13 protein-coding genes are annotated in these 12,936 nt (G+C 69.4%); 11 read left to right on the plus strand and 2 right to left on the minus strand.

The genetic code is table 11. From position 1 onward, the window contains the following. The first annotated feature begins 82 nt into the window (after window positions 1-82). From ACZ60T_RS24615 to ACZ60T_RS24650, 8 genes are all read left to right on the plus strand, one after another. Entirely contained in the window at window positions 83-1,153 is a 1,071-nt protein-coding gene (locus ACZ60T_RS24615; RefSeq protein ID WP_469667852.1) for a glucose-1-phosphate thymidylyltransferase, read from the plus strand. After that, window positions 1,150-2,136 (plus strand): dTDP-glucose 4,6-dehydratase, encoded by a 987-nt coding sequence (gene rfbB, locus ACZ60T_RS24620; RefSeq protein WP_469667853.1) that lies wholly within the window; start codon window positions 1,150-1,152, stop codon window positions 2,134-2,136. Before ACZ60T_RS24615 ends, rfbB begins: the two co-directional genes overlap by 4 nt. Continuing rightward, window positions 2,123-3,127 (plus strand): NAD-dependent epimerase/dehydratase family protein, encoded by a 1,005-nt coding sequence (locus tag ACZ60T_RS24625; protein WP_469667855.1) that lies wholly within the window; start codon window positions 2,123-2,125, stop codon window positions 3,125-3,127. Before rfbB ends, ACZ60T_RS24625 begins: the two co-directional genes overlap by 14 nt. Further along, a complete protein-coding gene (gene rfbH, locus ACZ60T_RS24630) occupies window positions 3,124-4,428 on the plus strand; it encodes a lipopolysaccharide biosynthesis protein RfbH (RefSeq protein ID WP_469667856.1) in 1,305 nt (434 codons plus the stop codon). Before ACZ60T_RS24625 ends, rfbH begins: the two co-directional genes overlap by 4 nt. Window positions 4,429-4,456: 28 nt before the next feature. Then, window positions 4,457-5,854 (plus strand): NDP-hexose 2,3-dehydratase family protein, encoded by a 1,398-nt coding sequence (locus ACZ60T_RS24635; RefSeq protein ID WP_469667857.1) that lies wholly within the window; start codon window positions 4,457-4,459, stop codon window positions 5,852-5,854. After that, on the plus strand, window positions 5,851-6,831 hold the full coding sequence (locus tag ACZ60T_RS24640; RefSeq protein ID WP_469667858.1) for a Gfo/Idh/MocA family protein: 981 nt from the start codon (window positions 5,851-5,853) through the stop codon (window positions 6,829-6,831). The genes ACZ60T_RS24635 and ACZ60T_RS24640 overlap by 4 nt, the downstream gene beginning before the upstream one ends. A gap of 18 nt (window positions 6,832-6,849) precedes the next feature. Further along, a complete protein-coding gene (locus ACZ60T_RS24645; protein WP_469667859.1) occupies window positions 6,850-8,043 on the plus strand; it encodes a macrolide family glycosyltransferase in 1,194 nt (397 codons plus the stop codon). 112 nt (window positions 8,044-8,155) lie between these two features. After that, the gene (locus ACZ60T_RS24650; RefSeq protein ID WP_469667860.1) at window positions 8,156-9,250 is read left to right on the plus strand and encodes an alpha/beta hydrolase; all 1,095 of its coding nucleotides are present in this window, start codon (window positions 8,156-8,158) and stop codon (window positions 9,248-9,250) included. Here ACZ60T_RS24650 and ACZ60T_RS24655 read toward each other — a convergent pair. Further along, the gene (locus tag ACZ60T_RS24655; RefSeq protein ID WP_469667862.1) at window positions 9,239-10,393 is read right to left on the minus strand and encodes a sensor histidine kinase; all 1,155 of its coding nucleotides are present in this window, start codon (window positions 10,391-10,393) and stop codon (window positions 9,239-9,241) included. The genes ACZ60T_RS24650 and ACZ60T_RS24655 overlap by 12 nt on opposite strands. Window positions 10,394-10,923: 530 nt before the next feature. On the opposite strand from ACZ60T_RS24655, the gene ACZ60T_RS24660 reads away from it, so the two are divergent. Genes ACZ60T_RS24660 through ACZ60T_RS24670 form a run of 3 tightly spaced genes read left to right on the plus strand, consistent with a single transcriptional unit; the run spans window position 10,924 to window position 12,478 of the window. Further along, entirely contained in the window at window positions 10,924-11,283 is a 360-nt protein-coding gene (locus ACZ60T_RS24660; RefSeq protein WP_469667864.1) for a MazG nucleotide pyrophosphohydrolase domain-containing protein, read from the plus strand. Beyond that, entirely contained in the window at window positions 11,264-11,737 is a 474-nt protein-coding gene (locus ACZ60T_RS24665; RefSeq protein WP_365625618.1) for an HIT family protein, read from the plus strand. Before ACZ60T_RS24660 ends, ACZ60T_RS24665 begins: the two co-directional genes overlap by 20 nt. 12 nt (window positions 11,738-11,749) lie before the next feature. Beyond that, window positions 11,750-12,478, plus strand: a complete 729-nt coding sequence (locus tag ACZ60T_RS24670; protein ID WP_469667866.1) for an MBL fold metallo-hydrolase — start codon at window positions 11,750-11,752, stop codon at window positions 12,476-12,478. 20 nt (window positions 12,479-12,498) lie between these two features. Here ACZ60T_RS24670 and ACZ60T_RS24675 read toward each other — a convergent pair whose 3' ends face one another. Continuing rightward, entirely contained in the window at window positions 12,499-12,927 is a 429-nt protein-coding gene (locus ACZ60T_RS24675) for a VOC family protein (RefSeq protein ID WP_469667867.1), read from the minus strand. Between the last annotated feature and the right edge of the window lie 9 nt (window positions 12,928-12,936).

Here is a 12,936-nt window from a genome sequence, read left to right on the forward strand (position 1 = left end):
CCCCCTGGTCCGCCGGTCTCCGCGCGGCCATGCACCGCGCACCGGGCCCGAGTCATCAACACGTGAATCGAGAGGACCTCCCATGAAGGCTCTGGTGCTGGCCGGCGGATCGGGCACCCGCCTACGGCCGTTCAGCTACTCGATGCCCAAGCAACTCATCCCCATCGTGAACACACCGGTCCTGGAGTACGTCCTCAGGAACATCCTGGACCTGGGCGTGACCGAGATAGGGGTCGTCGTCGGTGACCGCGCCCACGAGATCCGTCAGGTACTCGGCGACGGATCGCGGTTCGGGGCCTGCCGGTTGACCTACCTCCAGCAGGACGCCCCGCTCGGCCTCGCCCACACGGTCACCATCGCCAGGGACTTCCTCGGCGACGACGACTTCGTGATGTACCTCGGCGACAACATGCTGCCCGAGGGGATCACCGGCATCGCCGAGGAGTTCGCCGCACACCGTCCCGCCGCCCATGTCGTGGTGCACAAGGTCCCGGACCCGCGCGCTTTCGGCGTGGCCGAACTCGGGCCGCGCGGCGAGGTGTTGGGCCTGGTCGAGAAGCCACAGCAGCCGAGCGGCGACCTGGCCCTGATCGGCGTGTACTTCTTCACCGCCGCCATCCACGAGGCGGTCCGCGCCATCCAGCCCAGCAGCCGCGGCGAGTTGGAGATCACCGACGCGATCCAGTGGCTGGTGTCGTCCGGCGCGGACGTACGGGCCGGTCAGTACGAGGGCTACTGGAAGGACACCGGGGACGTCGAGGACGTGCTGGAGTGCAACCGGCACATCCTGGAGAGCCTGCGGCCCGCCATGGAGGGCGAGGTCGACGAGGCCAGCGTGCTGACCGGCCCGGTCGTCGTGGAAGCCGGGGCACACATCGTGCGCTCCCGCATCGAGGGCCCGGTGGTCATCGGCGCGGGCACGGTCGTGGAGGACAGCCACATCGGCCCGCACACCTCCATCGGACGTGACTGCGCGGTCACCGCGAGCCGACTGGAGTACTCCATCGCCCTGGACGGGGCGTCGGTCACCGGCGTCCAGGGGCTGCGCAGTTCCGTCATCGGCCGCTCCGCCCGCGTCGGCACCGTCGGGCAGAGCACGGACCGCTACCGCCTGGTCGTCGGAGACCACACCCGAGTGGAAGTCGCGGCATGAGGATCCTCGTCACCGGAGCCGCCGGGTTCATCGGCTCCCACTTCGTCCGCAGCCTCCTCGCCGACAGCTACGCGGGGTGGCAGAACGCGCGAGTCACCGCCCTGGACAAGCTCACCTACGCGGGCAACCGGGACAACCTGCCCGCCTCGCACCCACGCCTGGAGTTCGTCCAGGGCGACATCTGCGACCCGCACCTGCTGCGCGACCTGCTGCCCGGACACGACGCCGTGGTGCACTTCGCCGCGGAGTCCCATGTCGACCGCTCGCTGGAGGGCGCGGGAGAGTTCTTCCGCACCAACGTCCTGGGCACCCAGACACTGCTCGACGCCGTGCTGGAATGCGGGGTCGAACGGGTCGTCCACGTCTCCACCGACGAGGTGTACGGCTCGATCGCGCAGGGCTCCTGGACCGAGGACCACCCCCTGCTGCCCAACACCCCCTACGCGGCCTCCAAGGCCTGTTCCGACCTGGTCGCCCGCACCTACTGGCGCACCCACGGAGTGAACCTCTCCCTCACCCGCTGCTCCAACAACTACGGGCCGTACCAGCACCCCGAGAAGCTCATCCCGCTGTTCGTCACCAACCTGCTCGAAGGCCGGAAGGTGCCGCTGTACGGCGACGGACGCAACATGCGCGAATGGCTGCATGTCGACGACCACTGCCGCGGGATCCACCTCGTCCTCGACAAGGGCCGGGTCGGCGAGATCTACAACATCGGCGGCGGCAACGAGCGGACCAACCGCGCCATCACCGAGCATCTGCTCGAACTCACCGGCCGCGGCGAGGAGATGATCCACCACGTCGCCGACCGCAAGGCACACGACCTGCGGTACTCCATCGACGAGTCCAAGATCCGCGACGAGTTGGGCTATGTACCGCTGACCGGATTCGAGGAGGGCCTGGCCGCCACGGTGGCCTGGTACCGCGACCACCCCGACTGGTGGAAGACCGCCAAGTACGGAGCCGACCATGCCGATCGCTGAGACGGGCACGGCGGCCGGGCCGCGGGTCGTGGTGCTCGGGGGCACCGGATACCTGGGCCGCCGCATCGGTGCGGCGTTCGCCGCCGACGGTGCCCACGTCCACCTGGTGTCCCGCAGCCCGGCCGAGGACCGCCCGGCCGACCCGCGCTTCGTCCTCATGGACCTGCTGGCGGTCGACCCGCACGAACTCGACCGGTTCTTCGCCTCGGTACGGCCCGATGTGGTGGTCAACGCCGTCGGCCGGGCCTGGCGAGCCGACGAGGCCGAGATGACCGCGAGCAACGCCGAACTGGTCGTCCGCATCACGGAGTCGCTCACCCGCTCGCCCCGCCCGCCCCGGCTGATCCAGCTCGGCAGCGTCCACGAGTACGGCGCCGGCACGCCGGGCACCGGAACCTCCGAGGACCACGAGCCCGCTCCCGTCACACCGTACGGGCGCAGCAAGCTCCTCGGCACGCGGGCCGTCCTCCGGGCCGCGGCGGACGACGGCCTGGACGGTGTGGTGCTCCGCCTCGCCAATGTGATCGGGGCCGGGGGACCGGCAGGCAGCATCTTCGGCAGGGTCGCGGTGCACCTCGGACAGGCCGCCCGCGCCCGGTCGTCGGGCGAGCAGCCGGACGAGCTGAGGCTCCCGCCGCTGCGCGCCCACCGCGACATCGTGGACGTGCACGACGTCGTCGACGCCGTACGCGCCGCCGCCGGTGCGCCGGGGGCGGAGGTCAGCGGCCGGGTGGTCAACATCGGCCGGGGCGAGGCGGTTCCGATCCACGCGCTGATCGACCGCATGATCGAACTCAGCGGCGTGGACCTCCCGGTCGTCGAGGCCGTTGCCGACCCTTCCCCGCGCACCGATGTGGAGTGGCAGCAACTGGACGTCTCGCGGGCGTCGCGCCTCCTGGGGTGGCAGCCGCGGCGCACCCTCGACACCTCGCTGCGCGACCTGCTCACGGCCGCGCTGCCACCTCCGGTCAAGGGAAGGACAGGACGATGAGCGACAGCAAGCAGCGGGTGCTGGACGAGGTCCGCAGGTACCACCAGGAGACCGAGCCCGCGCGGGAGTTCATACCCGGAGTGACCGAGATCTGGCCCTCTGGGGCGGTGTTGGACGAAGCGGACCGGGTCGCCATCGTCGAGGCCGCGCTGACCCTGCGGATCGCCGCCGGACCCAGCTCCAGGAAGTTCGAGTCCACCTTCGCCAAGCGTCTGAAGCGACGCAAGGCCCATCTGACCAACTCCGGTTCGTCCGCGAACCTTCTCGCCGTCTCGGCCCTCACCTCGCACCAGCTCGGGGACCGGCGGCTGAAGCCGGGCGACGAGGTGATCACCGTCGCCGCGGGGTTCCCCACCACGGTCAACCCGATCCTGCAGAACGGCCTCGTACCGGTCTTCGTGGACGTGGACCTGGCGACGTACAACACCACGGCCGACCGGGTGGCGCGGGCGATCGGCCCCAAGACCCGGGCGATCGTCATCGCGCACGCCCTCGGCAACCCCTTCGAGGTCACCGAGGTGGCCCAACTCGCCCAGGACCACGGCCTGTTCCTCATCGAGGACAACTGCGACGCGGTCGGTTCCACCTACGACGGCCGGATCACCGGCACCTTCGGCGACATGACGACGGTCAGCTTCTATCCCGCGCACCATCTCACCATGGGGGAGGGCGGCTGCGTCCTCACCTCCGATCTCGGCCTGGCCCGCGTCGTGGAGTCGCTGCGCGACTGGGGGCGGGACTGCTGGTGCGAACCCGGCAAGAACAACACCTGCTTCAAGCGGTTCGAGTACCAGATGGGCGACCTGCCGGCCGGCTACGACCACAAGTACATCTTCTCCCACGTCGGGTACAACCTGAAGGGAACCGACATCCAGGCCGCGCTCGGCCTCACCCAACTCGCCAAGCTGGACGACTTCATCGAGGCCCGACGGCGCAACTGGCGCCGCCTGCGCGAGAGTCTGGACGGTGTGCCGGGCCTGCTGCTCCCCGAGGCGACGCCCAGGTCCGATCCGAGCTGGTTCGGCTTCGTCCTCACCGTCGACCCCGAGGCCCCCTTCACGCGCGCCGAACTCGTCGCGCATCTGGAGGAACGGAAGATCGGCACCCGGCGGCTGTTCGCGGGCAACCTCACCCGGCAGCCGGCCTACCTCGGCCGCCCCCACCGTGTCGTCGGCGATCTCACCAACAGCGACATCATCACCGAACACACCTTCTGGATCGGCGTCTACCCGGGACTCACCGACGAGATGCTCGACTACATGACCGCCACGATCAAGGAGTTCGTGGCCCAGCATGGCTGAGCCCGCGGAAAGGCAGGGAGTCCCTCCGATGTCGTCCCCCTCTCTCCAGACGCGCGCGGACAGGCAGGTGCCCGCCCGTATCGCCCTGTCGGCCGCCACCACCCACGGCGCACATCTGCGCACCGAGGACTTCGGCGGCTGGCTGGCCGAACGGGGCAGGGCCCATGCCTTCCAGGTGGCGCGCATACCGTTCGCCGAGCTGGACGGCTGGTCGTTCCAGGAGTCCACCGGGAACCTCGTGCACCGCAGCGGCCGGTTCTTCACCGTCGAAGGCCTGCACATCACCGAGGAGGGAGAACCGTACGGTGACGGCCCCTACGCCGACTGGTACCAGCCCGTCATCAAACAGCCCGAGGTGGGTGTACTCGGCATCCTCGTCAAGGAGTTCGACGGGGTGCCGCACCTCCTGATGCAGGCGAAGATGGAGCCGGGCAACCCCAACCTGCTCCAGCTCTCCCCCACGGTCCAGGCGACCCGCAGCAACTACACCAAGGCCCACCAAGGGGCGGACGTCAAGTACATCGAGTACTTCGTCGGACCCGGCCGCGGCCGGGTCATCGCGGACGTACTCCAGTCCGAGCACGGATCGTGGTTCTATCGCAAGTCCAACCGCAACATGGTGGTGGAGGCGGTGGGCGACGTACCGCTCCTCGACGACTTCTGCTGGCTCACCCTCGGGCAGGTCAACGAACTGCTGCACCGGGACAACGTGGTCAACATGGACGCGCGTACGGTGCTGTCCTGCCTGCCCTTCGAGGACGCCTCGGACGGCGCACTGCTCTCCGACGTCGAACTGCTCTCCTGGCTCACGGGGGAGCGCACCCGGCACTCGGTGCGGGCCGAGCGCGTCCCCCTGGACGCCCTTCCCGGCTGGAAGCGCGGTGAGGACGCGATCGAGCATGTGGCGGGCCGCTACTTCAAGGTCATGGCCGTGTCCGTCCGGGCGGACAACCGTGAGGTGACCGGCTGGACCCAACCCCTGTTCGAGCCGGTCGGCCCAGGTGTCCTCGCCTTCCTCACCCGGGAGTTCGGCGGTGTCCCGCATGTGCTCATGCACGCCCGGGTCGAGGCGGGCTTCCTCGACACCATCGAACTGGGGCCCACCGTCCAGTACACACCGGGCAACTACGCCCACCTGCCCGCGAGCGAGCGGCCCCGCTTCCTGGACACCGTGCTGCGCGCCCGCCCGGACCGCATCCGCTACGAGGCGGTGCACTCCGAGGAGGGCGGGCGGTTCCTGGGCGCCGAGAGCCGCTGCCTCATCATCGAGGCGGACGAGGCCGACGCCCCGCTGGACCCGCCCCCCGGCTACGCCTGGGTCACCCGCGCACAGCTCACCTCACTGGTCCGGCACGGCCACTACCTCAACGTCCAGGCCCGCACCCTGCTCGCCTGCCTCAACGCCACGGAGACGAGGACCCGGTGACCGAACCCCTGCGGGTCGGAGTGATCGGATGCGCGGACATCGCGGTGCGCCGCATGCTCCCCGCCTTCGCCGCCTGCCCCGACATCCGCGTCGCGGCGGTGGCCAGCCGTGACCCGGCCAAGGCGCGGCAGATCGCGGAGCGCTTCCACTGCCGCCCCGTCCATGGATACGACGAACTGCTCCAACAGGACGACATCCAGGCCGTCTACGTGCCGCTGCCCGCGGCTCTGCACGCCCGGTGGACCGAGGCGGCACTGAACACGGGCAGACACGTCCTCGCCGAGAAGCCGCTGTCCATGGACCACCGCCGCACCAGGGAACTGCTCCAACTCGCCGACACCCGTGGCCTGGTGCTCATGGAGAACGTCATGTTCGTCCATCATCACCGGCACAGGGACGTACGGCGTCTGCTGGCGGACGGTGCGATCGGTGAACTCCGCGCACTCCACGCCGCGTTCACGATCCCGGCACCTTCGGACGGTGACATCAGACACGACCCGGAACTCGGCGGCGGGGCCCTGGCGGACGTGGGGATCTACCCGATCAGGGCGGCACTGCACTTCCTGGGCCCCGACCTCGACGTCCTCGGCGCCCGTCTCGTCCAGGGCGCGGGACGGCAGGTCGAGACCTCTGGCGCGGCGTTGCTGAGCACGCCCGGCGGCATCACGGCGCAGCTCACCTTCGGTATGGAGCACGCCTACCGCTCGTCGTACGAACTGTGGGGCAGCGAGGGCAGTATCACCGTCGACCGGGCGTTCACCCCGCCCGCCGACCATGTGCCCGTGATACGCCTCCACCGCGGCGGCACGGCGGAGGAGATCCGGCTCGCCCCGCAGGACCAAGTGGCCGCCACCGTCGCGGCGTTCGCCGCCGCAGCGCGCGCCGGAACGCGTCCGGACCCCGGCGCCACGCTGCGACAGGCGGAACTCCTCGACGAAGTACGTCAGTTCGCCTCCCGAAGAGAACCCATCGGCTGAGCCAGGAAGGAGACATTCATGAGACCTCACACCCGACGCCACATCGCCTTCTTCGACTATCCCGCCGTAGGCCATGTCAACCCCACCATCGGCGTGGTCGAGGAACTGGTGAAACGGGGGCACCGCGTCACCTGCACCGCGACGGAGCATTTCGCCCCCATAGTGAAGGCCGCCGGAGCCGAACCGGTCGGATACGACTCGGTCTTCGGCGACTTCTACCGCGCCCCCCTGACCGCCGAGGAGAACGCGGGCGACGGAATACGGTGCCTGAACGAAGCCCTCGCCCTCGTGGAACAGACCGCGCCGTTCTACGAGCGAAACAGACCGGACGTGATCGTCCATGACTTCATGGCCTGGGGAGCGCGATTCTTCGCCGCCCGGAACGGTATTCCGCTGATCCGGACGTACCCCGTGTTCGGCGCGAACGAACACTTCTCGATCCGCGAGAAGTTCCCGGTGGCGGAGCTGAACGACCCGCGGATCATCGAAGCGGTGCGGAAGCTCGCGGGGGTACTTCCCCAATTCGGCCTGCCCGCCGATCCGATGGGCTTCCTCTCGCACATCGAGAAGCGCGCACTCGTGTTCCTCCCGCGCGAATTCCAGTACGCGGGCGAGACGTTCGACGAACGGTTCGTCTTCACCGGCCCCTGCATCGCCGCACGCCCCTATCAGGGCACCTGGCGACCGGCTTCGGCGGACCGGCCTGTCCTGCTGATCTCGCTCGGCACCTCGGCCAGGGGCTGGCCAGAGTTCTTCAGAACGGCCATCGAAGCGTTCGGTGACTCCGAGTGGGACGTCCTCATCACCGTCGGCGACCACACCGACCCCGGCGACCTCGGGCCGCTGCCCGCGAACGTCGACGTACGGCGCTACGCCCCACAGCTCGATGTGCTCGGCCACGCCCGGCTGTTCATCACTCACGGCGGGATGAACAGCGCCATGGAATCGCTGTACAACGGCGTGCCCATGGTGGTGGTGCCGCAGTCCAACGACCAGCGGGCGACCGCCTTGCGCGTGGCGGAGCTGGGCCTCGGCCACCATCTGGCCAAGGAGGACGTCACCGTGCGGAGCCTGCGCGAGGCCGCGGCCCGGACGACCGGTGACGCGTCGATGACCGACCGGGTGCGGGCCCTGCGGGAGCGCATGCGCTCCGTCGACGGCCCGGTCGTCGCGGCGGACGCCGTCGAGACGTACCTGGCCGAGCTGGGCTGACGGCCGCCGCCCGCGACGGGAATCCGAGTCGCGGGCGGGCCGTCACCGATGACATACGCCCACGCCGCGTCGACGGCACCCACCACGAACCGGGGACGGTGACCGGACCTCCATGGACCATGTGGAAGAACTGAAGGAATTCGCCCGCCTGCACGCTCGGGGGCAGGGCCTGACGGCCGGGCATACCGCGAGCGTCCTCGCCCGGATCACCGACGACACCCCGGGGGACCCGGACTCCTGGGCCGCGGTGTGGACCGCCGAGGGCCGGGTCGCGGCAGCCCGCGGCGACCTCCTCGACGCGTGCCGGCACTACGCGCTCGCCCGCTTCCCGTACCACGGCGACGCCGATCGCGTACGGGCCCAGCGGCTCTGCGTCGACACCTTCGACCAGTGGCGCCGCAGCCAAGGCGGCATCGAACGCCTGGAGTTCGACCACCCCGACGGCACCGTCGCCTGCTGGGCCGCCGGGCTCGACCGGCATCGTCCGCTGCTCGTCGTCATGGGCGGCATCGTCAGCGTCAAGGAACAGTGGGCACCGCTGCTGCCCCTGCTGCGAAGACTCGGATTCGCCGCCGTCGTCACCGAGTTGCCGGGGGTCGGCGAGAACACCTTCACGTACGGCCCCGACTCCTGGCGCACCCTGGGCTTCCTGCTCGACCAACTCGTCGACCGCGCCCGGGTGTTCGACACCTCAATGCTCGCCCTCAGCTTCAGCGGCCATTTCGCCGTGCGCGCCGCCGCCGAGGACCCGCGCATCCGCCGCGTCCTCACCGTGGGCGCTCCCGTCGCCGACTTCTTCACCGACGAAGCCTGGTGGCCCCGCGTGCCCGGCATCACGGCCCAGACCCTGCGCCACCTCACCGGTAGCGAGGACCTGGACGAACTCCGCGACCGGCTACCGGAGTTCGCGCTCACACCGAAGCAGCTTCGGCAGGTACGGATCCCCGTGCGGTACGTCGCCAGTGGCCGCGACGAGATCATCCCGGACACGGAACAGACGCTGCTGCGCCGCACGCTCGACGACGTCCGGTTCAAGACGTTCGACGACGTGCACGGTTCGCCCGCTCATCTGGGCGCGATGCGGCGCTGGCTCATGGCCCAGTTGCTGTGGCTGCGCGTCGCGCGCCGCGAGGCCCGGCCAACGTGCCGGACCGGACCCGGTGAGCCGAACCGTTCCCGAAGCGGCGGCGCACGATCAAGCGGCTGACCCCTTGGGCGGGAACACGACCTCCCGTACCTCCGCGTTCGTCTCCGGGGGCTTCTTCGCGGGCACCTCGGCCAGCAGCCGGAAGACGCCGTCCTTCCCGAGGTGCGACTCCAGCCGTCCACCCACCTCGGTGATCCGCGCGTGCAGGTTGCCGAGTCCGTTGCCGCCGTGCGGCGAGGGGTCGTGGTAGGCGGGGTCGACGCCGTCGTTCTCGACCACCAGCCGGACGGATCCGCCCTGTTGGACGGCCTGGATGCCGCACCGTGAGGCGTTGCTGTGCCGCAGCAGATTGGTGACGGCCTCCCGCAGGGTGGTGGCGAGCGCGGTGTCCACGTGGGGGGAGAGCGCCCCCAGGTCGACCTCCGCGCGTACGTCGATGCCTGCGGCGCCGAGCATCGACCGGGTCGTGCCGATCTCCTGCCGCAGCGACAGGTCGCGGAACCCGCTGGCGACCTTGCGGACATCGGCGAGAGACTGCCCGGCGATGGCCAGGACCTCGTCGACCTCCTTCAGCGCGTGCGCGGGGTGGGTGGGAATGAGCCGGTGGATCAGCTCGCTCTTCAGCGTGATCGCGGACAGGCTGTAGCCGAGCAGGTCATGCAGGTCCCGAGCGAAGCGCAGTCGCTCTCCGGCGACCGCCTGGCGGGCCAGTTCACCACGTCCCGCGTGCAGTTGAGTGATCAGTTCCGTCAGCCGGGTGAGCCCGTAGACGACGAGTCCGGCGAGCAGTGAGGTCTGGGCGAGGTGGATGCCGTCGATGAGCGGACGGCCGTCGAGGACCGCCAGGACGAGCATGCTGAGCCCGGCGATCCCATACAACGGCCAGGCCACCAGCGGCGGTAGGAGCAACAGCAGCGAACCGGCCAGGTAGCCGGTCATCGTCCCCCAGTAGGTCTGGAACATCAGAAGCGGCAGGTAGGTCAACAGCGCCTGGGCCGCCAGCGTCAGACACTTACGCGCCAGCGGCGCCCGACTGCCGCCCACCGCGGAGTGCACGAGTTGCAGGCCGAGGATCAGCAGAAGGACGAGCACACCGGTCACCCGGGCCGTCAGGGACACATCGGTGCTGAGGATGTCGACGGAGGCCAGGAGCGCGTAGCCCAACAGCACGGCGACGATGAGGGCGTGTGCCGATCGGGGCACCGGAAGAACGCCGCTGTCCCCGGGCGGGACAGCCGCTTCGCGCTCGCCTCTCGACTCGTCCGCACTCCCGAAACGGTCTTGACGATCCGTCATCTGTACGGCCCCTCGCAACGATGAGCGCCACTTTGCGGGGATGATAAATCCGCACGGTGAATCCCAGGCAACGGAGAAACCGGACGAACACAGACCCCGAGGGCAACTCCCGTTGCCGCGCGAGCGGTTCGCTCGCGGTAAGCAATAGGCAGATATCCGACATACTCGGCTCGCGCTGCGCCTGCTGGCCGACCCGAAGTCCGGCGAATGTGCGTGTCCACCGCGAGATGCTGCCCCACGAACAGGAGTTGATGCCCACCTGACCTGCCTGGTTGTGGGCCGGGTGGGGCGGGAGCGTAGTACTCCGACAGCCTGGGCGCGCGCCTCGACCGGTGCCCTCAGTCGCTCCAGTTGGCCGTATCGACGCTCAGCATCCCGGCGCTCTTGGGTTCATGCTTCCTTCTGGACCGGATCAAGAGGATTGCGAGGGACGGCCGATGAGCCTTGTCGAGCTGCGGCAGCAGGCCATGCGCATACATGATCTGTACGACGAGCTGAACCGGCGCGAACGGGGCCGGGTATGGACACGGGAGGAGTTCATGCTCGGCTTCGTGGGCGATATCGGCGATCTGGCCAAGCTGGTGATGGCCGAAGAGGGCGCTCGGGAAGTGCCGGGCGGCCGGGCGGCGTTGGAGCACGAACTCGCGGACTGCCTGTGGTCGGTGCTCATCCTGGCCCACCGCTATGACGTCGACCTCGAAGCGGCCTTTCGCCGCACCATGGAAGAACTCGACACGGCGATCAGCACTCAACTCGGAGCGGGTGGAGCGGGAGACGATGGATCTTCAGGCTTATGAAGCCAGGGCGCGTACCGGTCCGTGCTTCATCTGCGCGTATCTGCGCGGAGACCCGGACTACCGGCATGAGCTGATCTACGAGGACGAGGCTCACACGGCCTTCTTGGACCGGTGGCCGACGCTGCCGGGCAAGGTCCTGGTGGCGCCGAAAGCGCACATCGAGCACGTGGTCCAGGGCTTCGACGAGGCCGCGTTCGGCAACCTCATGCTGTTCGTGCGCAGGATCGCGCTGGCCGTCGAGGCGGTCTTCGTGCCGGAGCGGACGTATCTGCTGTCGTTGGGAAGCCAACAGGGCAACGCCCACGTGCACTGGCACATCGCAGGACTGCCGCCCGGGGTCCCGTACGAGCATCAGCAGTTTCACGCCTTGATGGCCGAGAACGGGGTACTGACCCCCACCCCTGGACAGAGCGCGGACATAGCGAAGCGGCTGCGTGAGGCGATCACTCGGTGAGAGCATGTGTCGGTGGGCGAGTTGACTGTGTTGGGGACCTGTGGCGCCTGGCCTGAGGCCGAGAGGGCTGCGAGTGGGTTCCTGCTGGAAGTCGACGGGTTCCGGCTGGTCATGGACCTCGGCTACGCGACACTTCCCCGGCTTCTGGGGCGGTGCGCGGAGGGCAAGGTCGATGCCGTGGTCATCACCCACGAGCATCCCGATCATTGTGCCGATCTGAGCGCGTTGTGCCGAGCGCTGTTCTTCGGGGGCGAGCGTGACGGTCGTGTGCCGTTGTACTGCCCTCCGGGAGTGCTCGGGCGGGTGCAGGCGATGGAGCCGACCGAGGATCTCCGCGAGGTCTTCGACCCGCATCCGCTCCCCGGTAGCTATCAGGTCGGTCCATTCCGGCTGGACGGGCGGCTCCTTCCCCACCATGTGCCGCACGCGGGGCTGCGGTTGACGACCCCCGGACTGACCCTTGCCTACAGCGGCGATGCCGGTCCCTGTCACGCGCTCGGTGAACTGGCCGCCGGGGCCGACCTGTTGGTCGCCGGGGCGACCCTGCAAGGCTCGGCCACCGACCCGTACCTGCTCAGCGCGGCGCAGGCGGGCCGATGGGCCGCTCGCGCGCGGACGGAGCGCCTGCTGCTCACCCACTTCTGGCCCGGTACCGAGCGAAGCCGCTCCGTGGCGGAGGCGGGCGCCGCGTACGACGGCGAGATCCTGGCCGCGCGCGAAGGGATGACTCTCCAGGTCTGACCTGCGGCCCACCGCGGTGTTCAGTCGATGCAGAACTCGTTGCCCTCGATGTCCAGCATCGGGATGCACGCGTCGTTGCCGTCGTACAGCGTGCGTACGTGTACCGCGCCGAGCGGGACCAGGCGTGCGCACTCGGCCTCGAGCGCGGCGAGGCGCTCTTCGCCCACGAGCCCGGTGCCGACCCGCACATCGAGATGCAGCCGGTTCTTGGCGGCCTTCCCCTCGGGGACGCGTTGGAAGTACAGTCGCGGGCCCACACCTGTGGGATCAGCGCAGGCGCACCATGAGTCCCGCTGCTCAGGCGGCTGCGCCTGCTTGAAGTCGTCCCAGGTGGCGAACCCCGCCGCTGGCGGCGGTATGACGTATCCCAACACCTCGCACCAGAAGCGGGCGAGACGCTCGGGTTCCGCGCAGTCGAAGGTGACTTGGAACTGCTTGATCGAAGCCATCGGCCCACC

Source organism: Streptomyces sp. NPDC104371 (genome assembly GCF_055583785.1).